A 26,226-nucleotide genomic window follows, 5' to 3' on the forward strand; every position below is an offset into this window, starting at 1 on the left:
AGCGGGCTTTATTGGGTTTGGGATTAGCTTAGATCGCGAGATCTTCTGGTTGCTTACCCGAATTAATGGCATCGTTGAACCAGCGTGGTTTGCGGCCACGGCCAGACCAGGTTTCCGCCGGATCTGCTGGATTTGCATATTTTGCGGCGGCGGGAGCGCGCTTTCTGCCAACAGAGACGCCCGTAAGTTCCGCAAGGGAAAAGCCCATGGCGCGTGCTTTTTCCTCAAGTTCTGCGATCGCCTCTTTTTTGCGACGATCTTCGAATGAGGCAATTGCCTTCGTCACTTGCGCCTGAAGGTCTTTGAGTTCCTTGAGGGAAAGTTGGTTCAGATCTAGGGTCAATGGATTATTCCTGCCAGTTGGATGGCCTAATTTATATTAATTGGCAGATTTATTCAATCTGTCCGAAGGAGGTGGAATCGCCAGAAACCTAGCGTGGGCTACGTTTTGCCAATATGCGCTGCAATGTGCGGCGATGCATCGACAATCGGCGCGCAGTTTCTGAAACATTTCTGTCGCACATTTCATAAACGCGCTGAATATGTTCCCAACGAACCCGATCCGCCGACATTGGATTTTCTGGCGGTTCCGGCATTGTATCGCCTTTTGCCAGAAGTGCATTTGTCACATCATTGGCATCAGCCGGTTTTGACAGATAATCAGTTGCCCCGATCTTGACCGCTGCCACAGCGGTTGCGATGGCGCCATAGCCAGTCAGCACGACAATTCGGCAATCCGGGCGACGTTCCCGCAGGGCTTCGACCACATCGAGGCCATTGCCATCTTCGAGACGCAGATCGACGACGGCATAGGCCGGGGGCCGGGCATGGGCGATGGCTTTTCCAGCCGCAACGCTTTCCGCGGTTTCAGGGATGAACCCGCGGCGTTCCATCGCGCGGGCTAGGCGCTTTACAAACGGCTCGTCATCATCGACGAGCAAGAGTGTGCGGTCGGGACCAAGGTCCACCGAAAGTTCTTCCGACATTGCGCGTTCCTTCACCTGTCTGGACAAAACCTAGGCGGTTTAAGTGCGACGGTCAATTTTGCATGGCATCGTCGGAATTAGAAATAAAGCAGGCGGTGCGTTCTGCCATCTGATCTGCCGTGTCTTCACGACGGAAGAAATCGACAAAGCCTGTGCCCGGAAGGACGAGGTAGGTAAAGGTGGAGTGATCGACGAGGTAGAATTCCTCATCTCCATCCTGTTTCTTGTAATAGGTCTTGAAGGCTTTTGAGGCTGCCTTGACCTGTTCGTCGCTGCCAGTCAGGCCAATCATCTTTGGATGCAGGTTTTCCGCGAAATCAGCCACGACTTCAGGTGTATCGCGGGCAGGATCAACGGAAATGAAAACGGGCTGAACGTCAAAACCCTGCTCTTCAAGGATATCCACGGCCTCGGCATTGCGCGCATTGTCCATTGGGCAGACATCGGGGCAGAAGGTATAGCCGAAGTAGACCAGCGAGGGTTTTGTCAGAACATCTGCGTCGGTTACGGTTTTACCCGTGCCATCCACCAGCGTGAAAGCACCGCCGATATCGCCACCGCCAACCTGACCTTGGCGGCATTCCGAAAAAGCATCATTGCTGCTTTGCGTGTAGATATAGGCAAGGCTTCCCCCAAGAAGCCCCACGACGGAGGCGGCTGCAAGGGCGGCATAGGCTTTACTGGACACTGGAACTCTCCAATTCTGCTTTGGGCGCATTGATCGGACAATCGACCCTGATTAACAATGGGAAAGATCGTCGCTGAGGAAGGCCCGCTGATGTATCCCACCGGATTTGGACTCATGGCTGGCGAAACACGCAGCGATTGGGTGCGCCTTCGGACGCTGATCTTTTTACGCTGGATGGCGATTCTGGGCCAGTTGGCTGCGATCACCGTGGCGGACCGCTATTACGAAATGCAGTTGCCGCTGGGGCTTTGCTATCTGGCTGTTGGCGCGTCGATCATTGCCAATCTGATTTCGATCTTTGTTTTTCCCGAAAACAAGCGCCTGACAGAACTTGAGGCGATGCTGACGCTTTTGTTCGATCTCTCGCAATTGTCGTTTCTGCTGTACCTGACGGGCGGGTTGAGCAATCCCTTCGCCCTGCTGATCCTTGCGCCCGTCACGATTTCAGCTTCGGCCTTGGAACTGCGGTCGACGCTTTTGCTGGGCGCCATGTCGATCCTGCTGGTCACGATCACCGCGTTTTTCCATGTGCCGCTGCGCTATGCGGATGGCAGCGTCTTGTCGATTCCGCTGCTGTTCGAATTTGGGTTCTGGCTGTCGATTGTCATCGGGATCTTGTTTCTTGGGCTTTATTCCCGTCGGATTTCAACTGAGATCCGGTCGATGTCCGAGGCCCTGTTGGCAACGCAGATGGCCTTGGCGCGGGAACAGAAATTGACCGATCTGGGCGGCGTTGTTGCGGCAGCGGCGCATGAATTGGGCACGCCACTGGCGACGATCAAGCTGGTCTCCTCTGAGATGATGGAGGAACTGACCGATGACGATCCGCTGTATGAAGACGCAAAACTGGTCAGGGATCAGGCGGACAGGTGCCGGGATATCCTGCGGTCGATGGGGCGGGCGGGGAAGGATGACCTGCATATGCGAAGTGTGCCCTTGGCCTCTTTGGTGGAAGAAGCCGCCGAACCGCATCAATCGCGGGGAAAGGCGCTGGCCTTTGCCTTTGAGCCGGGACCAAAGGGCGGAGAGCGCCAACCCGTTGTCCTGCGACGGCCCGAAGTGATTCACGGCCTGCGGAACCTGATTCAGAATGCCGTCGATTTCGCCAAATCGAAGGTTTGGATCAGTGGTGAGTGGACCCCCGACCTGATTTCCATTCGGATCGTCGATGATGGGGATGGTTACCCGCCGCATGTGATTGGCCGGATTGGCGACCCGTTCGTGCGAAGCCGGCGATCCGCGCAGGATCTGGCGCGGCGCCCAGAATATGAGGGGATGGGCCTTGGATTGTTCATCGCAAAGACCCTGCTGGAACGCACCGGCGCTGAGTTGACCTTTGCCAATGCCTCTGATCCGTTTCTGACCCCGGATGAGCGACCGGAGCGAAGCGGTGCCATTGTTGAGGTGCGTTGGCAGATTGACCGTCTGGTGGCGCCGAAAGAGCAAGCCTTGGGCGAAAACCAACGCATTGAAATCTAATCGCTTACCGGGTAACTAAATCACTGGTTAAGGGAATTTTAACAAACTATCCCTTAGGTTGAGTATTCAATTCAATCTGAGGCATTGCCCATGTATGCAAACGTGACTTTGGGACTTGGTCTCGGCATCACGGCTATTCTCGCGGCGTTCGGTTCATTGCTTTTTCTGATTGGCTCCAAGGCTGGGAATGCGGAAAACCGCAGTTCCAGCATATTTGACGACGCGAACGGGGCGACCATCTTTCTGTTTGACGGGGAAGCCTTGGTGGATTGTACCCCGGGCGGGCGGGCCGTTCTGGCCGCCTCCTTGTCGAACGGAACCGCGTGGCAACGGCTGATGGCCCATCTTGGAACCCTGTTTCCAGAGGTAGAGCAACGGCTGACAGAACTTTCGGACCGTGGAGTTGTCACGCTGGAGGGTGAAGACAGGGAAGGCAGGCCCATGTTGCTGCGGGCAGAGCTGCGCGGTGGGCTGACCCGCATCTTGCTGACCGTTGAAGGAGAGACAGGCGATAGCGCCATTGCTGATCCTTTGGCGCATCGTGCCATGACGGAAGAGTTGTCTTCATTGCGTGGAATGATGACACATGCGCCCATGTTGGCCTGGCGCGAGCGGGCGGATGGCGCGATAACATGGGCAAACACGCTTTATGTGCTGAAAGTTGCAGAAAGCCTGCCGAAAGGCCACGAGTTGACTTGGCCCTTGCCGCATCTTTTTGATCCGGTCGCGGCGACGCAGGGGGCAAAGGGGCAACGCCAAAAGCTGACGGCAGCGGATGGATCGACAAAATGGTTCGAACTTTCGGTGATCGAAGAAGGTGGAGACCGCAAACATTATGCCTTGGCCTGTGATGCGGCTGTTGCGGCCGAGAACACGCTGCGCGACTTGATGCAGACGCTGACGAAAACCTTTGCCCATCTTTCGGTGGGACTGGCGGTGTTTGACAGCAAGAGGCAACTTCAGATGTTTAACCCGGCGCTTCTTGATCTGACCGGACTTGCGCCTGATTTCTTGTCGTCGCGGCCAACCGTTCTGTCGATGCTGGACGCGATGCGCGACAACAACATGGTGCCAGAGCCGAAGGATTATCGGCGGTGGCGACAGCAATTGGTCGAGATGGAAGGGTCTGGGTCCACGGGCATTTATTCCGAGGTTTGGACCTTGGCGGGCGGCCAGACTTATCGTGTCGTTGGGCGGCCCCATTCCAATGGGTCGCTTGCCTTGATGTTTGAGGACATTTCGACCGAGGTTTCGCGCACCCGCCGCTATCGCGCGGATCTGGAGCTTGGCCAATCGGTTGTTGATGCGATGGAGGAATCCATCGCTGTATTTTCCGAGACAGGGCATCTGGTGATGACGAACCGGGCCTATGCCACCCTTTGGGGCGAAGACCCTTCGGTCAGTCTGGTGGAGATCGGAATTCGGTCTGCCATTACCGGATGGGCGGACAGATGTGCGCCAAGCCCGATTTGGAAGGACGTGCAGGATTTTGTGGCGACAATCGGGGACCGCGATCAATGGTCGTCCGATTTACGAATGGATGATGGTCGGGGGTTGCGCTGCCGGCTTGTGCCTCTTGAAGGCGGGGCAACGATGATCGGGTTTCGGGTCATTCAGGCCGAAGCTCCGAAACTGACCGCAGCCAAAAGGGCCGCGCAAAAGACGGCCTGACAGGACGCAAATCGGGCCTTGCAGCAAGGGGCGCTTGCGGCGGCTGTCGGGCGGGGTAAAACTGCCCGGATGGCGCAGCAGAATTCCTTCCATATTCCTCTTTCCGATCCGGACCGGACCGTGGCCTTGGGTCACGCCATTGCGCCTGTGCTGCGGCCGGGTGACACACTCTTGCTGACAGGCACACTGGGGGCGGGGAAATCTCATCTGGCGCGGGCGATCATTCGGGCGCGACTGGGCCGGGAAGAAGATGTGCCATCGCCGACCTTTACGCTGGTTCAGACCTATGACCACGCTGAGGGGGATCTTTGGCATGCCGATCTTTACCGGCTGTCGCATCCTGACGAGGTGATTGAATTGGGTCTGGATGAGGCGTTCGAGACGGCGATTGCCTTGGTCGAATGGCCAGACCGCTTGGGGGATCTGGTGCCAGCCGATCCGATCAGGGTTGAATTGCGCTATGACGGAGAGGGCCGGATGGCGGAGATCACCTTTGTCGGGCGGCCGGATCTGGCCGATTGCTTGATGGATTTCACCAAGTGACGGACCGCAACGCAGAAAAGCAGGCTTTCCTTGCGGCCATCGGCTGGGAAAAGGCGCGTCGTGCCTTTCTGGCGGGCGATGCCTCGGACCGCAGTTATGACCGGCTGTGGAGGGACGGGGGAAGCGCCGTTCTGATGGATGCCCCGCCCGGAAAAGGCGATGATCCGGCGGATTTCATCCGCATCGCTGACCATCTGCGCCAAATCGGGCTGTCGGCGCCAAGGATCCTTGAGGCCGATCTTGGGACCGGGTTCCTGCTGATCGAAGATCTGGGGGATGCCCTTTTCTATAATGTCGTTCAGCAGAGCCCAAAGCGAGAGGGCGGGCTGTATCTGGCCGCAACGGATGTGCTTTTGCATCTTCATAGGCACGAGGCGCCGACAGGGCTGGCTGATTTTCGGGCGCAAGACTGGGCAGAGGCGGCGGCCTTTGCCCTGGACTGGTACGCAAAGGCCGTGACAGGGGTCGTTCCTGAGGGGCGGGCAGAATTTGTGGCGGAACTGACCCGCGTGATGCAGGCCCACGCGGATGACCCAAGGGTGATGATCCTGCGCGATTACCACGCACAAAACCTGCTGGACCTGCCTGAGCGGGAGGGCGTGGCGCGGGTCGGGCTTTTGGATTTCCAATTGGCCCAGATGGCACAGCCCGGTTACGATCTGGTGTCGCTTATTCAAGATGCCAGACGAGATGTTTCGCCCGAGGTGACTGAAGCGGCCATACAGAAGTTTGCGGCAGAGCGGGGCGCAAGCGTTGCGGATGTTGCCCCGTCGCTTGCGGTGTTGGGCGCCCAGCGCAGCCTTCGGATTTTGGGCGTGTTTGCGCGGCTGTGTCTGGTTTCAGGCAAGCCGCATTACCTGACCCTTGTTCCGCGGGTTTGGGGGCAGATCCAGCAGAACCTTGCCCATCCCGCCCTGCGTGATCTGAAAGCCATCTGTGACACCGCGCTGCCCTTGCCAACGGCAGACGCCCTGACCCGGATCAAGGACCAATGCGCCCAAAGCCCCCTTTGATGTTGTTTGCTGCCGGTTTTGGCACGCGGATGGGGGCGCTGACTGCCTCACGCCCGAAGCCGTTGATCGAAGTTGCCGGAAAGGCCTTGCTGGATCATGCGCGTGAGGTTGGGGTTGCGGCCGGACTGACGCGGCAGGTGGTGAATGCGCATTATATGGCAGACCAGATCACCGCGCATCTGGAGGGAAGCGGGGTTGCCGTTTCCGTTGAACGGGAGCGGATTCTGGATACGGGCGGCGGTTTGCGGCGGGCCTTGCCGATGCTGGGCCCGGGGCCGGTTGTGACGCTGAACACCGATGCGGTCTGGACGGGCCAGAACCCGTTGACGCAACTGCTGGACGCGTGGGACGATGCGCGGATGGATGTGTTGTTCTTGGTTCTGCCCGCCTCGGTCGCCCGAAGCGCGACAGGAAGAAGTGATTTTGTGATGGATGCGGACGGGCGGATTTCTTGGGCCAAAGGGCGCGATGGCGTTCTGTATCTGGGCGCGCAGATTCTGAACCCAAGGATTTTGGAGGGTGAAGGGGACGAGGTCTTTTCCCTGCACAGGCCTTGGACCGCGGCGATTGAGGCCGGTCGGGCCTTTGGTGTGATTCATCAGGGCGATTGGTGCGATGTGGGCCACCCCGGCGGGATTGCCGAGGCAGAGGCCATGCTGAATTCACATGATGTTTGAGGCCGGAACCCCCAGACTGTTCGGCCTGCCGCCGGGGGTGGATTTCCCGCGTGCGCTGGTTGCCGGGATCAAGGCAAGGATGGCCGGATCGCCGCCCGAGGCGATGGGTCGGGTTACGGTCTACCTGAACAGCGCGCGTATGCAGCGGCGCGTCGAAGCCCTTTTTGCGGCGGAAGGCGCCTGCATCTTGCCCCGGTTGCGGTTGGTGACGAATCTGGGTGCGGATTTCATCTTGCCGGGATTGCCGCCCGCGGTGCCTGCCTTGCGGCGCAAACTGGAATTGACGGTGCTGATCAGCAGGCTTTTGGACAAAGAGCCTGATCTTGCGCCAAGGTCTGCGATTGCCGATCTGGCTGAAAGCCTTGCCGCGCTGCTGGGGGAAATGCAGGTCGAGGGCGTGGCCCCGGAAAAGATTGCCGATCTGGATGTGTCTGACTTTTCTGCCCATTGGGAACGGACACGGCAGTTTCTGATGATCGTCGCGCCGTTTTTCGCGAACCCGGAAACACCGGACAAAGATGGACGCCAAAGGTTGTTGGCCGAACATCTTGTCACCCTTTGGAAGGCAGCCGCGCCCGCCCATCCGGTGATCGTGGCGGGGTCGACCGGATCGAGGGGGACGACTGCGCTGTTCATGCAGGCGGTCGCGCAATTGCCACAGGGGGCTGTGGTCTTGCCGGGCGTTGATCCCGACATGCCGCAAGACATTTGGGACAAGCTGGATGATGCCCTGACATCGGAAGACCACCCGCAATTCCGGTTTCGGCGTTTGGCCGAGCGGATGGGGATGCACCCCAAAGACATTATTCCTTGGACAGAGGATACCCCACCCGACCCGGCCCGGAACAAAGTGGTTTCACTGGCGCTGCGGCCTGCGCCGGTCACGGATCAATGGTTGGTTGAGGGGCGCAATCTGCAAGATTTGCCAAAGGCGCTTTCCGGGTTGACGCTGGTCGAGGCCAAGACCCCGCGCCAAGAGGCGATGGCCTTGGCGCTGATGCTGCGCGAGGCGGCAGAAACGGGCCGGAAGGCGGCGCTGATTTCGCCCGACCGGATGCTGACCCGGCAGGTGACAGCGGCGCTGGCGCGGTGGAAAATCTTGCCCGATGACAGCGCGGGCATTCCGTTGAACCAATCCCCGCCCGGTCGGTTCTTGCGCCAAATTTCCCGGCTGTTTTGTCAAAGGCTGGGGTCGGACCGCCTGTTAGCGCTGTTGAAGCATCCGCTGACTGCCTCGGCCATGGCACGCGGGGATCATCTTTTGCTGACCCGCAATCTGGAGATCGAGCTGCGCAAAAAGGGCCCGGTCTTTCCAGAGGGGGCTGATCTGATTGCCTGGGCAATGAGGCAGAAGGAAGAGGCCGCCTTGGGTTGGGCGACGGCACTGGCCGGCGTGATTGACGCGCTGGAGACGCCGGGCCGCTTGCCCCTGTCGGCCCATGTCCGTCGCCTGCGCAATCTGGCGGAGAGATTGGCGCGCGGTCCTGTACCGGAAGGCACCGGAGGGTTGTGGGAAAAGAAGGCAGGCGAAGAGGCCTTGGCCTTCATGGACAATCTTGAAGCCGAAGCCGGTCATGGCGGCGATCTGACGGCGGGAGAGTTCAGGGACCTGTTTGACGATCTGATTGCGGCCGAGGAAGTGCGGGAACCCTTGGTTCCCCATCCGACGATCAGCATTTGGGGAACCATCGAGGCGCGGGTTCAGGGGGCCGATCTGGTGCTTTTGGCGGGCCTGAACGATGGCGTCTGGCCCGGCCTGCCCCCGGCTGATCCTTGGTTGAACCGCAAGATGCGGCAAGAGGCGGGGCTGTTGCTGCCGGAACGGCGGATCGGGCTGGCTGCGCATGATTTTCAGCAGGCGATTGCCGCGCCCGAAGTGGTCTTGTCGCGGGCCTTGCGGAATGCCGAAGCGGAAACAGTGCCGTCACGCTGGATCAACCGACTGGTGAACCTGATTTCCGGCTTGCCGCAGGCGGATGGGCCGAGGGCGCTGGAGGAGATGCGCGCAAGGGGGGTGCGTTGGTTGGCCATGGCCGCGGCAACGGATCGTCCGCTTGCGAGCCCACCGGAAGCATTGAAGCCCGCCCGCAGACCGGCCCCGCGCCCACCTGTTGCGCATCGGCCCGATGCCTTGTCCCTGACGCGGGTGGAAACCCTGATCCGCGACCCCTATGCGATTTATGCCAGCAAGATCTTGCGGCTAGAGCCGATGAACAGTCTGAAGCGGGAACCTGATGCGCGCGAGCGGGGGACGATCATTCATGCGGTTCTGGAGCAGTTCGTGCGCGAGCGGCCGGACGGAGAAACGCGCGAAGCCGCGAAGGAACGGCTTTTGGCGCTGACAGACGCGCTTTTGGAGCAAAGTGTGCCTTGGCCCGCAGAGCGCATTCTTTGGGCCGCGCGCATGCGACGTGCCGCTGACCATTTCCTGACGGTGGATGAGGAGTTGGGCGGCGAAACCCTGCGGCTGGAATCCAAGGGGGCGCTGGTTTTATCTGATCTGGGATTCACCCTTTATGGAACGCCCGACCGGATTGATCGTTTGGAAGACGGCACCTTGCACCTGATGGATTACAAGACGGGAAGCCCCCCGACCAAAGACCAGATCGCCTCATTCTCAAAGCAGTTGCATCTGGCGGCCTTGCTTGCCGAAGAGGGCGGCTTTCCCGGTCTTGGGCCGCAGAATGTAAGCCAGATCACCTATATCGGGCTGGGCAGCGGCGAAAAGCGGATGACGGTTCCGCTTTCACAAGAGGACCATCAGAAAACCCGCGAAGGATTGGCGAAACTGATCAGCAGTTATCGAAACCGGGCGCAGGGATATATCGCCCGGCGGGCTGTGATGAAAGAAGGATTCCCGGGCGACTTTGACCACTTGGCGCGGTTTGGAGAGTGGGAAATGACCGACGCCTCTTGCCCCGAAGATGTGGGGGACGAGACGTGATGGCCAAGGTTCTGCACGATGCAAGCGTTGCCCAGATTGTTGCGGCAAAGCCCGAGGTCTCGACATGGCTGTCCGCCAATGCGGGGTCTGGAAAGACGCGGGTGCTGACCGACCGGGTGGCGCGGCTGCTTTTGAACGGGGTCTTGCCCCAGCATATCCTTTGCCTGACCTATACCAAGGCCGCAGCGACCGAGATGCAGAACCGTTTGTTCAAACGGTTGGGCGTCTGGGCGATGAAGCCGGACCCGGAGCTGCGCGAAGATTTGGCGGAACTGGGTGAAGGGTCGGATCTGACGCCCGAGCGGCTGGCCTTGGCGCGCCAGCTTTTTGCCCGTGCGATTGAAACGCCGGGGGGTTTGCGGATCCAGACGATCCATTCCTTCTGCGCCACGCTGTTGCGGCGCTACCCTTTGGAAGCGGGCGTTTCACCCGGTTTTGCCGAGATGGATGACCGCACCGCGCAAGCGCTGCGCGATGAAATCTTGCAGGACATGGCAGATCGGATTGCACCAGATGCGGTGCGCCAGATGGCTGAACAGGGGCTAGGGGATGGCTTTGATTCCCTTTTGCAGTCGATTTGCGGGCAGGCCCAATCCTTTCCGCCAACTCTTCGCCGGGAAGAGGCGCTGGCGCGATTTGACCTGCCGCCCGGGTTTTCTGCGGGCGATCTGCTGGCCGAGGTGTTTTTGGGCCATGAGGCGGCGATCTTTGCCAAATGGATCGACGCTTTGGCGCAGTTTGGAAAGCGCGAGGCGAGCCATATCCCGAGAATTCGGAACCTGAATTTGCAGGCGCCCGGAATCGCCGATCTGGAACAGTTGGAACGCATGCTGCTGACCGGCAGCGACACCAAGACGCCGTCACAGGCCAAGATCGACAAATACGCGAACAAGGATGTTCGCAATGCGATGGGCGAGATGCTTGGCCCCTTCCACGACCTGATGGGGCGGGTGGAGGCGGCGCGTCCCAAGCGGCTGGGTCTGGTGGCGGCGGAGCAAATGTTGGTGCTTCACCGCTTTGCCCGGATTTTTCTGGATGAATATGAACGGCGCAAGGGTGAGCAGGGGTTGCTTGACTTTGACGACCTGATCCGCCGGGCCGGTCGCTTGCTGAATGACCCGGCCTTGGCCGCTTGGGTCTTGTTCCGGCTGGACGGTGGCATAGACCATATTCTGGTGGATGAGGCGCAAGACACCTCACCGCAGCAATGGGAGGTCATTGAGCGGCTGGCGGCGGAATTCACCGCAGGGGCGGGGGCAAGAAGCGAAGCGCGGACGCTGTTTGTGGTGGGGGATAAGAAACAGTCGATCTATTCCTTCCAGGGGGCGGATCTTTCGGCCTTTGATGCGCGCCATGCGCTTTTTGGTGCCAGCTTCTCTGAGGCCGGGCAGCCGATGCAGGATCAGTCGCTGGATTATTCCTTTCGGTCGGCGCGCGCTGTTCTGGAGGTTGTCGACAAGACCTTTGGCAATGAATTCCCGGCGGCGCTGGGCGCTGCGCCGCACCACCTCGCCTTTTTCAACGACCTGCCCGGTCGGGTTGATCTTTGGCCGCTGATCCCGAAGGTCGAGACCACCAGCGATAACGATGGGTGGAGCCCGGTCGATTTGCTGAGCGAGGACCACCATACGGTTCAACTGGCCCAGAAAATTGCAGGCAATATTCGCGCGATGATTGAAAGCGGTACGCAGATTATTGATGAGCGGCACCAGACGAGGCCGGTAAAGCCGGGCGATTTCCTGATCTTGGTGCAGCGCCGCGGGCCGCTGTTTGCCCAAGTGATCCGGGCCTGCAAGCAAGAGGGGCTGGCGATAGCCGGTGCCGACCGGTTGAAGCTGGGTGAAGAGATCGCGGTCAAGGATTTGAAGGCCTTGCTGTCTTTTCTGGCGACACAGGACGACGATCTTGCCTTGGCCAGCGCCCTGCGCTCGCCCTTGTTGGGCTGGTCAGAGGATCAGCTTTATCGGCTGGCGCATGGCCGAAAGGGGTATTTGTGGGAGGCGCTGCGGAATTCAAGCAACGACGCGACGCTTAACATCCTGAACGATTTGCGCGGCCAGACCGACTTTCTGCGGCCATATGAATTGCTGGAGCGGATTTTGACCCAGCATCGTGGCCGGGAAAACCTGCTGACGCGGCTTGGGCCCGAGGCCGAAGACGCGATTGACGAATTGCTGACGCAGGCGCTGATCTATGAACAGCGCGACGTTCCCAGTCTGACGGGTTTTCTGGTCTGGCTTGAGGCTGATGAGGTGGAGGTCAAACGTCAGCTGGGTGGCGAGGGGGATAGCATTCGCGTCATGACCGTGCATGGCGCAAAGGGGCTTGAGGCGAATATTGTCATCCTGCCCGATACGACGGACCGGCAAGCCAATGACCGTGATCTGTTTGTTCAAGGCGAAGACAAGGTCGCCCTGTGGAAGCCTCCGGGTGATCAAAGACCGAGCGAAGTGGCCTCTGTCGCCGCCCAGCGCAAGTTGCGGTCACGCGAAGAAAGCCTGCGGTTGCTTTACGTTGCGCTGACAAGGGCAAGGACTTGGCTGATTGTTGCGGGGGCCGGGGACGCAAGAAGCAGTACTTCCAAGGGGCCGAAGCCACGGGAAGAATGGTGCTGGTATTTGCAGGTGGATCAGGGGATGCAGGCGCTGGGAAGCCAAGCGCTTTCTGGTGGAGGGTTGCGGCACGAAACCGGCAACTGGCCAGACGCAGGCCAAAGGACCAGCTCGGAAAAAGTGCTGCCCGTCTTCCCGGTCTGGTATTCCTCCGTGGCACCAGAAATTGCGCGGGACTTGCCGCCGGTGTCGCCATCTGATCTGGGGGGCGCGAAAGCGCTGCCCGGCGAGGGCGAGGAAACCGAAGTCGCCAAACGGCGGGGGACTGTGTTGCATGCCCTGCTGGAACATTTGCCCGCCCATGATCCGGCTACTTGGCCGGAAGTTGCGCGAGCCATTGTGCCTGAAGACATGGATGTCGCGCTGTTCTTGGCCGAAGCTGCCGGGGTCTTGGGCGACCCAGCACTTGCTTTCTTGTTTGACCCTGACAGTCAAGCAGAAGCCGTTGTGACCGGCCCTGCGCTGGGCCGCACGATCCTTGGACAGGTTGACCGGCTGGTGATCAAACCGGATCTGGTTCTGGTGGTGGATTTCAAATCAAACCGAGTGATTCCAGAACGGGTTGATCAGGTGCCGGACGGCATCCTGCGGCAGATGGGAGCTTACGCGCATGTTCTGGCGCAAGTTTACCCGGGGAGGCGTGTCGAAACGGCGATTTTGTGGACAGCAGGGCCGAGTTACATGCCGCTTGATCCCGATATCGTGACTGCGGCACTGGGTCGTGCCACTATACCTTGACGATTCTGGGTCAGAGGCATAGCTTCCAAGCCCAACATATTCCCATCAGGAGATACGACCATGGGCGCTGCGACCGTCGCCGTCACCGATGCCACTTTTGACACCGAAGTCCGCAATTCGGACATTCCGGTTGTTGTGGATTTCTGGGCCGAATGGTGCGGCCCTTGCCGTCAGATCGGCCCCGCCCTTGAAGAACTGGCCAGCGAATATGCAGGTAAGGTCAAGATCGTGAAGGTCAATGTGGACGAAAACCCCGACAGCCCGGCGATGCTGGGTGTGCGCGGAATTCCGGCGCTGTTCCTGTTCAAGGACGGTCAGGTTGTTTCGAACAAGATGGGCGCTGCGCCGAAGGCCGCGCTGGCCAACTGGATCCAGTCCTCGATCTGAGTTCGACAAGACGAAATGCAAGAAACCGGGCCGCGTGCCCGGTTTTTTCATTTCATGCTGCGCGACTGGATGGGCAATTTGCTTTGCCAAGGGGAGCGTCACGCAATTGGCCAGCGCGCACGCTGTAGCGAACGGCGGATGGCTTCTTCAGCCTCGGGCCGACCGGCATTGATCGACATGATCTGCCAGAACCAAAAGATATAGCGTTCATAATCCGGGTTATGCGCAGCAAGGGTTTGGACGGCCGCCTGCGGGTCGGTGCGGGCATCGAGCGCGATGTGGTGAAAGTCGATATCGGCAAAGAGAACCGCAGGCTTGCCAAGGAAATAGCCGTTGAAAGCGACGGAAGAGTTCTGGGTGATCACGGCATCACAGGCAGGAAGATAGCGATCCATTCCCCCGGTGGTCAGGGTCAGGCGGTCATGCTGTGCACCAAGCTCGGCAAGGGCCGCGTGATCTTCTTCGGTATAGCTTTCCTTGGGGTGAAGCGCGGCGACAACCGGGCGGGCATCCAGTTCCAGAACCCTGCGGACCATCTCGACAGGCGAGCAGGACTGAAAGCTGCGATGTTCGGTCAGCTGCCCTTGAAGCGGAAGGTAGAGGAATCCGTCGCCAGTCGGGCAAGGCTGGGCGCGGCCAAACAGTTTCTTGCGCCAGAACCGCACAAAGCGTGCGGCCTCGTCCGGGTCGATTTGGTCGGGGAGAAAAGGGCAGCGCGCCGTGTGCCAATGCCAACGTTCCGCACTGGGTTCGATGGCCCAGAAGGGATAGTGATAGACCCGCCGAAAGACCAGTGATCGCGGCCCCACCGGGTGGCGCATGTGGAACAGTGAAAAGCTTCCATCGTCTTTTAGAGCGAGGTCAACCGCAGCGGGATCATCCCCGCAATAGTCGATATGAAAGCCGTTTTCGCGAAGCACGCCTGACACCTTGTTCAGAAAATTGTGCTCTCCCGCCTCGGCGCTTTCGCGCAGGCCGGGCTCAAGGAAAAAGCGGACAAGTCTGTCTGGCGTCATGTGCCAGCGGTAGCAGGGGGGCAATTGTCCGGCAAGGCTATGCCTTGTTCCCGGCGGGTCGGGCGATCATATTGAGACCAAATGGAATGGAGGGCCGCAGATGGCTGACGACAAGTTTCCCGGATGGCATGGCACGACGATCATTGGCGTGCGGCGCGGCGGCGAGGTTGTGGTTGCGGGCGATGGGCAGGTAAGCCTTGGCCAGACGGTGATCAAGGGATCGGCGCGCAAGGTGCGGCGGCTGAAACCCAGCGGTCATGACGTGGTTTGCGGATTTGCCGGATCAACGGCGGATGCCTTTACCCTGCTGGAACGGCTGGAGAAGAAGCTGGAGGCGGCGCCGGGGCAATTGGCGCGGGCCTGTGTCGATCTGGCCAAGGACTGGCGGATGGACAAGTATCTGCGCAACCTTGAGGCTATGCTGATCGTGACCGATGGGAAAGACCTGTTCATCATGACCGGTGCGGGCGATGTGCTAGAGCCTGAGCACGACATTGCGGCGATTGGGTCGGGCGGGAATTACGCCTTGGCCGCCGCACGCGGCCTGATGGGGAATGAGGCGCTGGATGCGGAAGCGGTGGCGCGGCAAGCGATGGCGATTGCAGCCGATATCTGTGTTTACACCAATGGCAATCTGACGGTCGAAAAGATCCGTGGATAGCCCGCCAATCCAATTCCGTCCGGTGACACTGGCCGATCTGGCAATGCTGGGCGAGTGGATGGAACGGCCCCACTGGCTAGAATGGTGGGGCGATCCGTCCGAAGAACTTGGCTATGTCCGAGAGATGATAGAGGGGCGAGACAGCACGCGTCCCTTTCTGATTTTGTTGGGGGGCGAACCCGCTGGCTATATTCAGGTTTGGCGGATGGCAGACGCTATGGTTGAACCTTGGCTGACCGAAGCACCTTGGTTGTATCAGATGCCGGAAGGCGCAGTTGGTGTGGACCTGTCCTTGGCCGAAGCTGAGCACCTGAACCGGGGAATTGGGACTGCGGTGCTGAAACGTTTTGTGGCGATGTTGCGCGACGAAGGGTGCAAGGAGATCTGGATTGACCCAGACCCGGAAAACATTCGTGCTGTCCGCGCCTATGAAAAGGCCGGATTCCGGCCCGTTCCGGGGATTGCTGACGCCACCGGGGCCTGCCTTTTGATGCGCCATCACAAGGTCTGACGGCATGGTCAGAGACTCGGACCTTTCATCCCAACTTAATCGACCCTACATCTGCCAGATGTCTGCCGAGGATGCGTGTAATGATTGACGACAAAGATTTACGGGCTGCAGTGCAGCGCGGTTTGATCACCGAGGCGCAGGCCGCAGGACTGGCTGGACTGGCAGATGCCCGTGTGCAGGCCAAGACACGGGTTGAACCCGGCGAAGAGCCTTTTGTCCTGTTCAAAGGGTTCAATGAGATCTTCATCGTCATTGGCCTGTCGATCCTTTATGGCGGCTGGGTTGGCGTGACGCTGCTTTTGGGGGCGGAGTATCTGCCGCCCTTTGGTGCGGACACCTTGTTGATCGTGCTGGGCACTTTGGCGGTTCTTGCCTGGGTTCAAAGGTATTTCACCCTGTCCCGGCGCATGATCGCCCCGTCAATCGCGCTGTCGATCATGTTCGCCCTGACAGCCGGGCATCTGGGCCGGGTCGTCGCCGACATGATCGGGCTTTACGGCTTTGCGGCCCAAGCCGCGCATTGGGCGGCCATTGCCGCTGTCATGGTCGCGCATTACCGCGTGTTCCAGGTGCCTTTTGATGCGGCGATCATCGCCGGGTCAGCCTTTGTCACGTTATGGGCTGTGCTGGCGGGGCGCGGTGTTGTTCCACAGGATACGCTGGGTCTGCTGCATCTGTCGAAAGAGGGGCCAACCGCCCTGTTGTCATTTGTCTTTGGCTTGGTTTGTTTTGCCTTGGCCATGAAATTCGACATGACAGACCCGCATCGGGTTTCGACCCGCGCCACGACCGGGTTCTGGCTGCATGTGATGGCTGCGCCCGCCATCATCAACACCTTGGCCTTGCGGTTGTTGGATCATGGGCAAGGCGGACAGGTCTTGCTGCTGGCGGTGTTGGTTCTGTTGGCCATTGTTGCCATTGTCATTGACCGGCGGTCTTTCCTTGTCTCTGGCGCCGGATATGCGATCTGGCTGATCTTTACCCTTTTTGACGGTTCGGCCCTGATTGTTGTCGCGCTGGGGCTTGGCCTTGTCTTCCTTGGCGCACAATGGGACCGTCTGCGCGCCTTTATCATGAACAGCTTGCCCGATTTTCCGGGCAAGGACCGACTTCCCCCCTATGGACTGAAAGCATGACCGATCTGACCCCCCGCGAAATCGTCTCGGAACTTGACCGTTTCATCATCGGGCAGGCCGAGGCCAAACGGGCCGTGGCCGTTGCCCTGCGCAATCGCTGGCGCCGCAAGCAATTGGGCGACGATCTGCGGGATGAGGTTTATCCGAAAAACATCCTGATGATCGGGCCGACAGGCGTTGGCAAAACCGAAATCAGCCGCCGTCTGGCAAAGCTGGCGAAGGCACCATTCCTGAAGGTCGAGGCCACGAAATTCACCGAAGTGGGCTATGTCGGGCGCGATGTCGACAGCATCATCCGCGATCTGGTGGATGCCGCCATGATCGAAACCCGCGAGCGGATGCGCGAAGAGGTGAAGGCCCGTGCCCATAAGGCCGCCGAGGATCGCGTAATTGAGGCGTTGGCCGGCAAGGATGCCCGTGAGCAAACGCGCGAAATGTTTCGCGGCAAGCTGCGCCGGGGCGAGTTGGACCAGACCGTGATCGAGATCGAATTGCAGGACACGTCCTCGCCCTTCCCGATGATGATTGGCGGTGGGAATGGAATGGAAATGCAGATGCAGGGTCTGCAAGACCTGTTCAAATCCTTTGGCGGCCGGACCCAGCGGAAGAAGGTGACCGTGGCGGAAAGCTACGAGCTGTTGATCGGCCAAGAGGCCGATAAGCTTTTGGATGACGAGGTGGTGAAACAAACCGCCATGGCCTCGGTTCAGGACAATGGCATCGTGTTTCTGGACGAGATCGACAAGATCTGCGCCCGCGCTGACGCCCGTGGCGCCGATGTCAGTCGCGAAGGTGTGCAGCGTGATTTGCTGCCGCTGATCGAAGGGACAACCGTTTCGACGAAATACGGCCCGGTAAAGACCGATCATATCCTCTTTATCGCCTCGGGTGCCTTTCATGTGGCCAAACCGTCGGACCTGCTGCCTGAATTGCAGGGCCGCCTTCCTATTCGCGTAGAACTGAAGGCGCTGACCGAAGGCGATTTCGTCCGCATCCTGACCGAAACGGACAACGCTCTGACGCGGCAATATGCGGCCCTGATGGCAACCGAAGAAGTGACCGTGACCTTTACCGAAGACGGGATCGCCGCCTTGGCGCGGATCGCGGCCGAAGTGAACGGATCAGTTGAAAATATCGGGGCGCGGCGGCTGTACACCATTCTGGAGCGTGTTTTCGAAGATCTCAGCTTCTCGGCCCCAGACCGTTCGGGTGAAGAAATCGTCGTCGATGCAGGCTTTGTGGAAACCAATGTTGGCCAATTGGCCCGTTCGGCCGATCTATCGCGTTACGTTCTGTAAGGCTTTGTGGCGGAAGGCTGCTTAGCAGTCTTTCCGCCGCACTTGACCGCGGGCTTCGCGCCTGTATGGCTTGCGGTCAGAGCCGGGGATTTTGGCGCGATGAAACCAATTTCTGTTTTTCTTTTGACCTTGGCGCTTGCCGCCTGCGCTCCACGCGGGGCGATTTTGGTGGTGCCGGAGGCGGCGAAGACAGGCGAGCTAATGACTGTATTCATAGGCACCACGCGGGGGCGGAGTGAAGCGGGCGATTTTGACAAAAGCCGCGCTGAAACTCTTTCTTTTGCCCGCTATGACATTTCCATCCCACCCGAACGTGAACCCGGTGAAATCGCTTGGCCGCCGGCCCATGGCAAACCCAACCCCAAAACCCATTTCCTGACTGCCGCCCGAACTGACTTTAGGGACGAGCCACATTTTCGGGCAGATCTTGCGACGTCGCTTGCCCACACCGGGGGTGAGGCCATTGTCTTTGTCCATGGGTTCAACAACACTTTTGCCGAAGGCACTTACCGCATCGCGCAGATGGCGCATGATCTGGAAATTCCAGGCACCATCGTGCATTACTCATGGTCCTCGGCCGCCGAACCCTTGGGCTATGCTCATGACCGGGATTCCGCACTGTTTGCGCGTGATGGGCTGGAAGGCTTGCTGCGCGAAGTGGAGGCCGCTGGGGCAAAACGGATGATCGTCGTCGCCCATTCCATGGGCAGTGCACTGACAATGGAAACCTTGCGGCAGGTTGCAATCCGTGGCGACAAAGATGTCATGGAGCGTATTCGCGGGGTCGTGCTGATCTCGCCCGATATTGATATTGATGTGTTTCGCGCCCAAGCCCACGCCATTCCAAAACTCCCGCAACCCTTCGTCGTCTTCACCTCGGAACGCGACCGTATCTTGCGGCTTTCTGCACGGCTTTCGGGCCAGACAGACAGACTTGGCACATTGACGGATGTGACGCGCGTGGCCGACTTGCCCATCACCTTTCTGGACGTCGCCGCCTTTAACCGGGGAAGCGGGCATTTCAACGTTGGAAATTCTCCGGCCTTGTTGCGGCTGCTGGAACGCATCGCCTCGGTCGATCAGGCCCTGATCGCAGACCGCGCTGCGCAGACCGGACTTCTTCCCGGTGTCGTGCTGACGGTACAGAATGCCACACAAATCATCCTGCGCCCTGTGGCAGAAATCGGCACTGCGCGCTGACCATTTTCATCGAAACTTCCGAAGATAGACGTAATAAGCGCCTGACCCGCCATGTTTCAAATGCGCTTCCGAAACCTGCAAAATGGCTTGGCCAACCGGGGGCAGGCGCAACCACTGCGGAACCTGATGACGCAGCGCCCCCACGCGTTGCGGAATTGGGCCGTGGTCGGGCTTTGCTTTTCCTTTTCCTGTAATCACAAGAACCAGCCGCAACCCCGCTGATTGAGCATTCAGAATAAAGTGGATGAGCTCCGGATGCGCTTCGGCCAGTGTCATACCGTGCAAGTCGATCCGCGCCTCAGGGACCAGCTTTCCGCGGGTCATCTTGCCATAGGCCTTTGCGTCCATCTGCACTGGGGCGGATGACAGGGCCTCGGCAATCGTAGGCGCCAGGTCATGGCCGAATTTAGGCTTTGCCCGCTCGCCAAGGCGGAAAGCTGGCATCCGGTGATTGGGTGCGAGAGGCTGGCTTGGCTCCTTGGGGTGGAAAGGGTTTGGCACCGGCGCTGGCTTTAGCCCTTCTTCCTCGGGATGAAGGATCTTGCGCGCCTGTGCGTGCATCGGTCGCGCTGTCCGGGCGACAGCGTGCCAGAGGTCCTCTTCCTCGGGTCTTAGTTTGCGGCGGCGAACCATGACTTGCCTTTTCAGCCTTCGGGCATCATCGCATAGGCGCGGTCTATGGGCAAAAGCAAGACCATCCGACCGCCATCCTTGATCCGGCCTGCGGCTTCGCCCGCGTCCCAACCTGTGCCGTAGAAAATATCCGCCCGCTGCGGGCCCTTGATTGCGCCGCCTGTATCTTGAGCGACCATCAGGCTGCGAATGGGATTGCGGCCTTCTTTTTCAATCCAGACAGGGGCGCCAAGCGGGGTGAAATCCGGATCAATGGCAACCGACCGCAGCGTGGTAATGGGCCTTCCCATTGCGCCCAACGGGCCAAGTTCGGCGGGATGGTCGGCAAGTTTGCGGAAAAAGACAAAAGACGGGTTCGAGTTCAGCAAGTCGCGCCCGGCAACAGGATTGGAGCGGACCCATGCCTTGATATCCTGCGCGGAAACATCAGACATCGAGGCCCCGCGCCGGATCAATTCTTGTCCGATCGAGCGGTAGGGATGGCCATTCTTGCCGCCATAACCCACCCGCATAACCTCGCCATTTGGCAGGCGAACACGGCCAGACCCCTGAACCTGAAGGAAGTAGACTTCCACCGGGTCATCCAGCCAGACGAGTTCGAGACCCCTGCCCCGCAGGGCACCGCCTTCGATCACGGAACGCGGGTGATAAAGCTGGCCTTCGGTCAGTTCGGGCGGTTTTCGGTAGAGCGGGTAGGCAAAGCGCGGAGTTCGGCTGAGAGAACCGCTGAGTTCTGGTTCGTAATAACCCGTGAAAAGCGCCGGCGGATTGCCGACCAGTACCGGCCGAAAGAACAGCTCGAAAAATTGCCGGGCCGCCACGTCACTGGCGCGCGCATCTGCGGCAAGGGCGCAAAGGGGGCGCCAATCCGGCCCGTCCAGCTTGCCACAAGTGACCAGAAAACTGTCAAGCGCGGCGCGATGGTCGTCTTCTTTCCAACCCTGAAGGTCAGAAAATTCAAGCATCTGAGCAGAAACAGAGGGGGCGGCCATTACGGCCGCCGCAAGAGAAAGCAGAAGGGCGCGAACCGCACGCAAGCGCCCCATCCTCTCATTCGCCAGTCGCGATCAGTTGCCAGTTCGGGTCCGAAGCGCCCATCGTCCGCCCATAGGTCCAGACATCGCGCTGACGCTTGATTTCCTTTTCGGACCCTTCGACGATTTCTCCGGCCTTGTTGCGAACAGCCGAGGTCAGTTCCGCAACGTAGCGCACTGTGATCTGGGCATATTTGCTGTCACGGTCAAATTCCGCCTCGACCAAGGACATTTCCCTTAGACCAATAAAGTTGGCCGAAACAGTCAGACCTTGTTCCTCGCGCGCATTGATCACCTGCACGAAAGCCGCCTCGATTTCGTCATCAAGGAACGGACGGATCGCGTCAATATCACCGCGTTCAAAGGACATCAGGATCATTTCATAGGCCCCACGCGCACCTTGAAGGAAGGTGTTTACCGAGAAGCCGGGTTCGGCAAGCTTCATGGCGGCAAGCGCCTTTGCGCTGTCGGACCCATCCGGCGCGTGGTCGGTGATATCGCGGTCAGGGCCGCCGTCAATCACTTCGAAATCGCGACGAACGCGCGGGCGTACGTCCTCCAGTGGAACGGGTGGTTTTTCGAACCCATCGCGCGTTCCAAGAACGGACCGCAATTTCAGGATCAGAAAGATCGCGACCCCGGCAAGGACCAGAAGTTGGATCAGGGAAGAGTTCATCGAGTGCCTCATATGACGCCCATCTTGCGAAAGACAGGCAAAGGGGTTGGTATCCAAGACCATTGATCCCTATGTAGGGCTGGGGTCGGGGCCTGTAAACCTGTGGCCCGATTTTCGATGTCCAAGGAGGCCGCCATGTGGCTTTTCGCCCTTTTCCTGATCGTTCCGCTGATTGAAATCAGCCTGTTCATCACCGTTGGCGGCTGGCTGACCCTGTGGCCGACCTTGGGGCTTGTCCTTTTAACGGGCATTATCGGCACAGCCTTGATGCGGTGGCAGGGTATGCAGGTTTTGGCAGAGTTGCGCGGCGACATGGACCAAATGCGCAATCCGCTGTCCCCGCTTGCGCATGGCGCATTGATTGTGGTCGCGGGCCTTTTGCTTTTGACGCCCGGCTTTTTCACCGACACGATCGGGTTTTTGCTGATGGTCCCCGCCATTCGATCAACTGTCATCCGCTGGGTCGGATCGAAAGTGCAGGTTCAGACCTTTGGCATGTCGTCGATGGAAGGCGATTTCCAAACTCATCGGGGTTCTCATTCCTCTGCTGGGCCGGTCATAGACGGCGAATTCTACGAAATGGACGAAACGCCGCCGAGGAATCCTCCGGGAAAAGGCACTTCCGGATGGACGCGCCATTGAGGCGGTGCTGAACACCTGTTAGGAACGCTGCCGAACAAATTTTCAGGGAGAGAACCGATGGCCGAAGAGAATGGAGCCGCAGCGCCCGCCCAGCCGCAGGTGAAAATGAGCGTATTGGCCCAATTCATCCGCGATATGTCTTTTGAAAACATGGTGGCACAGAAGGGCCTGACCTCGGGCGAAGTTCAGCCTGACATTCAGGTTGCTGTCAGCCTAGACGCGCGCAAGCGTCCGCAGGACCACCAGTTCGAAGTGATCCAGAAGTTCAAAGTCACCTCGAAGAACAAATCGAGTGGTGACACTTTGTTCCTGCTGGAGGTGGATTATGGCGGGATCTTCCACGTCGAAGGCGTGCCGGATGAGCAGCTTCATCCGTTCTTGCTGATCGAATGCCCGCGTCTTTTGTTCCCGTTCATCCGTCGTATCATCAGTGATGTGACGCGTGACGGTGGCTTCCCTCCGCTGAATATCGACACGGTCGACTACCTGATGCTTTATCGTCAGGAACTGGCACGGCGCCAGCAGGCACAGGCGGCCCAAGCCGCAACTGCCCAGCCGAACTGATCGGGGTAAAAGAATTGAAAAGGCCGGCCCGAGGGGGCCGGCCTTTTTTCATTGGCCCGAGAGCTATTGGCGTTTGGCCCAGATCGCGGCTTCGCCCAACTTGGCCACGAACTTCTGATGCGCCTCTACTTCTTCGCTGGTGATACGGGTTGGGAGCGGCGTAGGGCGAGGACGAGGTCGCCAGTCGGTCGCGGTTGCCGAACCGGTCTGAGTGACAGAGGCTGTTGTCATGGCCCCCAAAACAAGATCGGGCTGACGCCCGCCGATTAATTCAAGATACACCTCGGCAAGGATTTCAGAGTCAAGCAAAGCTCCGTGTTTTTCGCGGGCAGAGTTGTCGACACCGAAACGACGGCAGAGCGCATCAAGAGAGGCCGGTGATCCGGGGAATTTACCGCGGGCAATCATCAGCGTGTCGATAGCCCGATCATTGGGCAGGCCCGGAAGGCCAGCCCATTTCAGTTCCGCATTCAGGAATTTCATGTCGAAGGCGGCGTTGTGGATCACCAGCTTGGCATCGCCCACGAAATCGAGGAAGGCCCGGCCGATAGCCTTGAACAGCGGCTTGTCGCGCAGGGTGACCGAGCCCGGCTTCATTTCTCCGGGCGGTTCCAGAATATCGGGGCCAATACCGTGGACCTCAAAGGCCTCTCGCGGCATCGACCGTTCCGGGTTGATATACTGGTGGTAAGTCCGGCCTGTCGGCAGATGGTTGAAAAGCTCAATCGCCCCAATCTCGACGATCCGGTGGCCTTCCGAGGGTTCAAAACCCGTGGTTTCAGTATCAAGGACAATTTCACGCATGGGATTGTCTTATATGCGCGACAAGGGCGAGAACATAGGCCCGTGTCTGTTCTGGTGACAAGGTTTCCACAATATGGGTGGCAAGACCGCGTTTTTGCGCATCGGGCATTTGGCGTGACAGGATCAAATTGAACTGTGCCTCGGTCATACCAGGCCGGGAAAGAACGCGCTGGCGCTGAAGATCGGGGGGGGCAGTCACCAGCAGCGTGGCATCCATTTGTGCCTCGGTGCCCTTTTCGAACAGAAGGGGAATGTCAAAAACCGCAATGTCAGAGACACATTCAGCGGCAAACCTGTCACGATCTTCTGCGACCAGCGGATGCACAATCGCCTCGATCTTCGACAGGGCAACAGGGTCGATGGCAATCAGGGATTTCAACGCTTGACGGTCGATACCGGAAGACGTTGCAGCAGCTGGGCAAAGCCGGGTGATCGCCTGAAAGGCCGCACCTTCGGGGGCATAAAGGCGATGAACGGCCGCATCGGCATCCCAGACCGGAATGTTCTGTTCAGCGAAAAATGCAGCTGTCGTCGACTTGCCCATGCCGATAGAGCCGGTGAGGCCAAGGCGAAACGCAGTCATCCGCCCAGCACCGCGCGACGCGTGTCTTCATCCACTTCGGGCCGCGTGCCGAACCAGCGTTCAAACCCCGGCGCTGCCTGATGGAGCAACATGCCGAGCCCATCAACAACGGTGCAACCGACCTCCTGGGCCTCGATCAGGAATTGCGTCATGAGCGGCGTGTAAACGATGTCCGTCACGGTTGCCGAAGGGCTAAGCCCATCAAGCGGCACACGAAAATCAGGCTTCCCTGTCATGCCAAGCGAGGTCGTATTGACCACTGTGGTCGCCCCATCCAGCATATTTGCGGCCTGAACCCATTCGCTCACGACGACCTTGGCACCAAAGTCTGACCGGATCGCCTCTGCCCTTGGGCGGGTACGATTGGCGAGTCTAACTTCGGGAACACCCACCTCGATCAGAGCAGCAATCACAGCCCTGGCCGCACCCCCTGCCCCGAAAACCGTGGCCGGCCCGGCTGTCGGATCCCAATTCGGCGCATTTTGCCGAAGATTAGCGATGAAACCCGCTCCATCCGTGTTATCGGCGTGAATGCGGCCGTCTTTGCGGAAAATCAATGTATTGGCCGCACCAATCAGGGCAGCGCGATCTGTGATGATGTCCGCGATCTTGAGGATTTCTTCCTTGTGCGGGATGGTGATGTTCACGCCGACAAAACCCATTTTGGGCAGGGTTTGCAGCACATGCGCAAGATCTGCCGGGGCAACATCCATAGGAATGTAATGGCCCTTGATCCCATAGCGTTTCAACCAGAACCCATGCAGTGCCGGCGAACGGCTATGGGCGATTGGGTGGCCAATCACACCTGCAAGTGGGATTCTTGGATGTTCCGTTGTCATGATGCGATAATCCCCCTGTCCCCGAGATATCCGAGGATCGGTAGCAGGGGAAGGCCGAGGACAGTAAAGGTGTCGCCGGATACGGCGGAAAACAGCCGTGCGCCCTCTTCTTCCAATTTGTAGCCACCGACAGAATGGCGAATGCTTTCCCAGTTACGGCCCAGATAATCTGCCAAATACTCATCAGAAATACGCCGCATGGTCAGACGTGCCTCGGCGATATGCCGCCAGACCGGTTCGCCGTCATGATATATGACGGCTGCCGAGAGAAGCTTATGACTATTGCCGCGCAGTTGGCAGAGCTGCTCTTTTGCGTCCTCAACGGTTTGAGGTTTCGAGAACAGCTCTCCCTGAAACTCTAGAACCTGATCACATCCAAGGACGAAGTCCTGCGGATGCTTATCCGCCACCTTGCGCGCCTTCATCTCGGCCAGTGTGTCTGCAATATCGCGGGGTTTTGCACCCTCGGCAAGCAATGCAGACTTAATCGTCTCTTCATCAACGCGAGCTGCAAGCGCTGTTATCTCGACCCCGGCGGCACGGAGAAGTTGAAGTCGGATCGGAGACGTCGAGGCGAGGATCAAGGACATTGAAAATATTCTACTGAGCTACTTTGGGACGACTCTGTGGATATCCACATTTTGTTCCCGGGAACGGCGCGGGGGTCAATTCAGACCTTTAGCCGAGTTTCTGGAAGAAGGGGGTTCTGCCTGTCCCTTTGTCAAGAGCGCCGCAAGAGTTTTCCAGATGTGCATTGGAATGCACAATCTTTGTGGACGGACACATGATCAGCTGTCCAGTTGAGGAAGCTTTGAGGATAACTTTCCAAGTTAAAGAAATTTAGTTCATTGATTAAATGAGACATTTTCAATTTATCCGCAGCCTGACCTA

General features: G+C 59.0%; 26 protein-coding genes. 15 read left to right on the forward strand and 11 right to left on the reverse strand.

Annotated elements, in window-relative coordinates:
• Window positions 1-28: 28 nt before the first annotated feature.
• From ACSBLW_RS13120 to ACSBLW_RS13130, 3 genes are all read right to left on the reverse strand, one after another.
• Window positions 29-343 carry an H-NS family nucleoid-associated regulatory protein gene (locus ACSBLW_RS13120; protein WP_435257068.1) on the reverse strand — a complete coding sequence of 105 codons (315 nt, stop codon included), beginning with the start codon at window positions 341-343 and terminating at the stop codon, window positions 29-31.
• Between the two features lie 88 nt (window positions 344-431).
• Complete coding sequence (locus ACSBLW_RS13125; protein WP_435257069.1) at window positions 432-986, reverse strand: ActR/PrrA/RegA family redox response regulator transcription factor; 555 nt, start codon at window positions 984-986, stop codon at window positions 432-434.
• Window positions 987-1,038: 52 nt separating this feature from the next.
• Window positions 1,039-1,704 (reverse strand): SCO family protein, encoded by a 666-nt coding sequence (locus ACSBLW_RS13130; protein ID WP_435257070.1) that lies wholly within the window; start codon window positions 1,702-1,704, stop codon window positions 1,039-1,041.
• Window positions 1,705-1,764: 60 nt separating this feature from the next.
• Here ACSBLW_RS13130 and regB point away from each other — a divergent pair, with 60 nt between their 5' ends.
• The 8 genes from regB (at window position 1,765) to trxA (ending at window position 13,738) form a co-directional block, all read left to right on the forward strand.
• Entirely contained in the window at window positions 1,765-3,153 is a 1,389-nt protein-coding gene (regB, locus tag ACSBLW_RS13135; protein WP_435260110.1) for a sensor histidine kinase RegB, read from the forward strand.
• Window positions 3,154-3,255: 102 nt separating this feature from the next.
• Window positions 3,256-4,824 carry a PAS-domain containing protein gene (locus ACSBLW_RS13140; RefSeq protein WP_435257071.1) on the forward strand — a complete coding sequence of 523 codons (1,569 nt, stop codon included), beginning with the start codon at window positions 3,256-3,258 and terminating at the stop codon, window positions 4,822-4,824.
• 69 nt (window positions 4,825-4,893) lie between these two features.
• Window positions 4,894-5,367: a tRNA (adenosine(37)-N6)-threonylcarbamoyltransferase complex ATPase subunit type 1 TsaE gene (gene tsaE, locus ACSBLW_RS13145; RefSeq protein ID WP_435257072.1), complete on the forward strand. Its 474-nt coding sequence runs from the start codon at window positions 4,894-4,896 to the stop codon at window positions 5,365-5,367.
• Window positions 5,364-6,380 carry an aminoglycoside phosphotransferase family protein gene (locus ACSBLW_RS13150; RefSeq protein ID WP_435257073.1) on the forward strand — a complete coding sequence of 339 codons (1,017 nt, stop codon included), beginning with the start codon at window positions 5,364-5,366 and terminating at the stop codon, window positions 6,378-6,380. The genes tsaE and ACSBLW_RS13150 overlap by 4 nt, the downstream gene beginning before the upstream one ends.
• On the forward strand, window positions 6,359-7,057 hold the full coding sequence (locus ACSBLW_RS13155; protein WP_435257074.1) for a nucleotidyltransferase family protein: 699 nt from the start codon (window positions 6,359-6,361) through the stop codon (window positions 7,055-7,057). Before ACSBLW_RS13150 ends, ACSBLW_RS13155 begins: the two co-directional genes overlap by 22 nt.
• Window positions 7,050-10,001: a double-strand break repair protein AddB gene (addB, locus tag ACSBLW_RS13160; protein ID WP_435257075.1), complete on the forward strand. Its 2,952-nt coding sequence runs from the start codon at window positions 7,050-7,052 to the stop codon at window positions 9,999-10,001. The genes ACSBLW_RS13155 and addB overlap by 8 nt, the downstream gene beginning before the upstream one ends.
• Window positions 10,001-13,351 carry a double-strand break repair helicase AddA gene (addA, locus tag ACSBLW_RS13165; protein WP_435257076.1) on the forward strand — a complete coding sequence of 1,117 codons (3,351 nt, stop codon included), beginning with the start codon at window positions 10,001-10,003 and terminating at the stop codon, window positions 13,349-13,351. Before addB ends, addA begins: the two co-directional genes overlap by 1 nt.
• A gap of 60 nt (window positions 13,352-13,411) precedes the next feature.
• Complete coding sequence (gene trxA, locus ACSBLW_RS13170; RefSeq protein WP_435257077.1) at window positions 13,412-13,738, forward strand: thioredoxin; 327 nt, start codon at window positions 13,412-13,414, stop codon at window positions 13,736-13,738.
• Window positions 13,739-13,836: 98 nt separating this feature from the next.
• On the opposite strand, the gene ACSBLW_RS13175 is transcribed toward trxA, so the two are convergent.
• Window positions 13,837-14,754, reverse strand: a complete 918-nt coding sequence (locus ACSBLW_RS13175; RefSeq protein ID WP_435257078.1) for a hypothetical protein — start codon at window positions 14,752-14,754, stop codon at window positions 13,837-13,839.
• A gap of 100 nt (window positions 14,755-14,854) precedes the next feature.
• Here ACSBLW_RS13175 and hslV point away from each other — a divergent pair, with 100 nt between their 5' ends.
• The 5 genes from hslV to ACSBLW_RS13200 all read left to right on the forward strand — a co-directional run bounded on the left by hslV (window position 14,855) and on the right by ACSBLW_RS13200 (window position 19,560).
• Window positions 14,855-15,415 carry an ATP-dependent protease subunit HslV gene (gene hslV, locus ACSBLW_RS13180; protein ID WP_435257079.1) on the forward strand — a complete coding sequence of 187 codons (561 nt, stop codon included), beginning with the start codon at window positions 14,855-14,857 and terminating at the stop codon, window positions 15,413-15,415.
• Window positions 15,408-15,926 carry a GNAT family N-acetyltransferase gene (locus ACSBLW_RS13185; protein WP_435257080.1) on the forward strand — a complete coding sequence of 173 codons (519 nt, stop codon included), beginning with the start codon at window positions 15,408-15,410 and terminating at the stop codon, window positions 15,924-15,926. The genes hslV and ACSBLW_RS13185 overlap by 8 nt, the downstream gene beginning before the upstream one ends.
• 80 nt (window positions 15,927-16,006) lie before the next feature.
• A complete protein-coding gene (locus tag ACSBLW_RS13190) occupies window positions 16,007-17,062 on the forward strand; it encodes a hypothetical protein (protein ID WP_435257081.1) in 1,056 nt (351 codons plus the stop codon).
• Entirely contained in the window at window positions 17,059-18,360 is a 1,302-nt protein-coding gene (gene hslU, locus ACSBLW_RS13195; RefSeq protein ID WP_435257082.1) for an ATP-dependent protease ATPase subunit HslU, read from the forward strand. Before ACSBLW_RS13190 ends, hslU begins: the two co-directional genes overlap by 4 nt.
• 99 nt (window positions 18,361-18,459) lie before the next feature.
• On the forward strand, window positions 18,460-19,560 hold the full coding sequence (locus tag ACSBLW_RS13200) for an alpha/beta hydrolase (protein WP_435257083.1): 1,101 nt from the start codon (window positions 18,460-18,462) through the stop codon (window positions 19,558-19,560).
• A gap of 6 nt (window positions 19,561-19,566) precedes the next feature.
• Here ACSBLW_RS13200 and ACSBLW_RS13205 read toward each other — a convergent pair whose 3' ends face one another.
• The 3 genes from ACSBLW_RS13205 to ACSBLW_RS13215 are packed head-to-tail and all read right to left on the reverse strand — an operon-like array spanning window position 19,567 to window position 21,903.
• Complete coding sequence (locus ACSBLW_RS13205) at window positions 19,567-20,193, reverse strand: Smr/MutS family protein (RefSeq protein ID WP_435257084.1); 627 nt, start codon at window positions 20,191-20,193, stop codon at window positions 19,567-19,569.
• A gap of 11 nt (window positions 20,194-20,204) precedes the next feature.
• Window positions 20,205-21,239, reverse strand: coding sequence for a murein transglycosylase A (gene mltA / locus ACSBLW_RS13210; RefSeq protein ID WP_435257085.1), 1,035 nt, complete (start codon window positions 21,237-21,239; stop codon window positions 20,205-20,207).
• Window positions 21,240-21,243: 4 nt separating this feature from the next.
• Window positions 21,244-21,903, reverse strand: coding sequence for a Tim44/TimA family putative adaptor protein (locus tag ACSBLW_RS13215; RefSeq protein ID WP_435257086.1), 660 nt, complete (start codon window positions 21,901-21,903; stop codon window positions 21,244-21,246).
• A 135-nt stretch (window positions 21,904-22,038) separates the two neighbouring features.
• Between ACSBLW_RS13215 and ACSBLW_RS13220 the strand changes: the two genes are divergently transcribed.
• Both ACSBLW_RS13220 and secB read left to right on the forward strand, forming a co-directional pair.
• Window positions 22,039-22,545 (forward strand): FxsA family protein, encoded by a 507-nt coding sequence (locus tag ACSBLW_RS13220; RefSeq protein WP_435257087.1) that lies wholly within the window; start codon window positions 22,039-22,041, stop codon window positions 22,543-22,545.
• A gap of 57 nt (window positions 22,546-22,602) precedes the next feature.
• The gene (gene secB, locus ACSBLW_RS13225) at window positions 22,603-23,109 is read left to right on the forward strand and encodes a protein-export chaperone SecB (RefSeq protein ID WP_435257088.1); all 507 of its coding nucleotides are present in this window, start codon (window positions 22,603-22,605) and stop codon (window positions 23,107-23,109) included.
• A gap of 63 nt (window positions 23,110-23,172) precedes the next feature.
• On the opposite strand, the gene dnaQ is transcribed toward secB, so the two are convergent.
• From dnaQ to ACSBLW_RS13245, 4 genes are read right to left on the reverse strand one after another with little or no spacing between them, the layout of a single operon-like run.
• Window positions 23,173-23,913 carry a DNA polymerase III subunit epsilon gene (dnaQ, locus tag ACSBLW_RS13230; RefSeq protein WP_435257089.1) on the reverse strand — a complete coding sequence of 247 codons (741 nt, stop codon included), beginning with the start codon at window positions 23,911-23,913 and terminating at the stop codon, window positions 23,173-23,175.
• On the reverse strand, window positions 23,906-24,496 hold the full coding sequence (coaE, locus tag ACSBLW_RS13235; protein WP_435257090.1) for a dephospho-CoA kinase: 591 nt from the start codon (window positions 24,494-24,496) through the stop codon (window positions 23,906-23,908). Before coaE ends, dnaQ begins: the two co-directional genes overlap by 8 nt.
• Window positions 24,493-25,335 carry a shikimate dehydrogenase gene (locus tag ACSBLW_RS13240; protein ID WP_435257091.1) on the reverse strand — a complete coding sequence of 281 codons (843 nt, stop codon included), beginning with the start codon at window positions 25,333-25,335 and terminating at the stop codon, window positions 24,493-24,495. Before ACSBLW_RS13240 ends, coaE begins: the two co-directional genes overlap by 4 nt.
• Window positions 25,332-25,925, reverse strand: a complete 594-nt coding sequence (locus ACSBLW_RS13245; protein WP_435257092.1) for a Maf family protein — start codon at window positions 25,923-25,925, stop codon at window positions 25,332-25,334. Before ACSBLW_RS13245 ends, ACSBLW_RS13240 begins: the two co-directional genes overlap by 4 nt.
• Window positions 25,926-26,226 lie beyond the last annotated feature (301 nt).

This window comes from Thioclava sp. FR2 (assembly GCF_051200875.1).
In the GTDB taxonomy this organism is placed as follows: domain Bacteria; phylum Pseudomonadota; class Alphaproteobacteria; order Rhodobacterales; family Rhodobacteraceae; genus Pseudotabrizicola.

Excerpts from the sequence above, each read along its gene's own strand:
- ACSBLW_RS13125 (WP_435257069.1), bottom strand. The coding sequence starts at position 986 with ATGTCGGAAGAACTTTCGGTGGACCTTGGTCCCGACCGCACACTCTTG.
- ACSBLW_RS13130 (WP_435257070.1), bottom strand. The coding sequence starts at position 1,704 with ATGCGCCCAAAGCAGAATTGGAGAGTTCCAGTGTCCAGTAAAGCCTAT.
- regB (WP_435260110.1), top strand. The coding sequence starts at position 1,765 with ATGTATCCCACCGGATTTGGACTCATGGCTGGCGAAACACGCAGCGAT.
- tsaE (WP_435257072.1), top strand. The coding sequence starts at position 4,894 with ATGGCGCAGCAGAATTCCTTCCATATTCCTCTTTCCGATCCGGACCGG.
- ACSBLW_RS13155 (WP_435257074.1), top strand. The coding sequence starts at position 6,359 with ATGCGCCCAAAGCCCCCTTTGATGTTGTTTGCTGCCGGTTTTGGCACG.
- addB (WP_435257075.1), top strand. The coding sequence starts at position 7,050 with ATGTTTGAGGCCGGAACCCCCAGACTGTTCGGCCTGCCGCCGGGGGTG.
- addA (WP_435257076.1), top strand. The coding sequence starts at position 10,001 with ATGGCCAAGGTTCTGCACGATGCAAGCGTTGCCCAGATTGTTGCGGCA.
- trxA (WP_435257077.1), top strand. The coding sequence starts at position 13,412 with ATGGGCGCTGCGACCGTCGCCGTCACCGATGCCACTTTTGACACCGAA.
- ACSBLW_RS13175 (WP_435257078.1), bottom strand. The coding sequence starts at position 14,754 with ATGACGCCAGACAGACTTGTCCGCTTTTTCCTTGAGCCCGGCCTGCGC.
- hslV (WP_435257079.1), top strand. The coding sequence starts at position 14,855 with ATGGCTGACGACAAGTTTCCCGGATGGCATGGCACGACGATCATTGGC.
- ACSBLW_RS13190 (WP_435257081.1), top strand. The coding sequence starts at position 16,007 with ATGATTGACGACAAAGATTTACGGGCTGCAGTGCAGCGCGGTTTGATC.
- hslU (WP_435257082.1), top strand. The coding sequence starts at position 17,059 with ATGACCGATCTGACCCCCCGCGAAATCGTCTCGGAACTTGACCGTTTC.
- ACSBLW_RS13200 (WP_435257083.1), top strand. The coding sequence starts at position 18,460 with ATGAAACCAATTTCTGTTTTTCTTTTGACCTTGGCGCTTGCCGCCTGC.
- ACSBLW_RS13205 (WP_435257084.1), bottom strand. The coding sequence starts at position 20,193 with ATGGTTCGCCGCCGCAAACTAAGACCCGAGGAAGAGGACCTCTGGCAC.
- mltA (WP_435257085.1), bottom strand. The coding sequence starts at position 21,239 with ATGGGGCGCTTGCGTGCGGTTCGCGCCCTTCTGCTTTCTCTTGCGGCG.
- ACSBLW_RS13215 (WP_435257086.1), bottom strand. The coding sequence starts at position 21,903 with ATGAACTCTTCCCTGATCCAACTTCTGGTCCTTGCCGGGGTCGCGATC.
- ACSBLW_RS13220 (WP_435257087.1), top strand. The coding sequence starts at position 22,039 with ATGTGGCTTTTCGCCCTTTTCCTGATCGTTCCGCTGATTGAAATCAGC.
- secB (WP_435257088.1), top strand. The coding sequence starts at position 22,603 with ATGGCCGAAGAGAATGGAGCCGCAGCGCCCGCCCAGCCGCAGGTGAAA.
- dnaQ (WP_435257089.1), bottom strand. The coding sequence starts at position 23,913 with ATGCGTGAAATTGTCCTTGATACTGAAACCACGGGTTTTGAACCCTCG.
- coaE (WP_435257090.1), bottom strand. The coding sequence starts at position 24,496 with ATGACTGCGTTTCGCCTTGGCCTCACCGGCTCTATCGGCATGGGCAAG.
- ACSBLW_RS13240 (WP_435257091.1), bottom strand. The coding sequence starts at position 25,335 with ATGACAACGGAACATCCAAGAATCCCACTTGCAGGTGTGATTGGCCAC.
- ACSBLW_RS13245 (WP_435257092.1), bottom strand. The coding sequence starts at position 25,925 with ATGTCCTTGATCCTCGCCTCGACGTCTCCGATCCGACTTCAACTTCTC.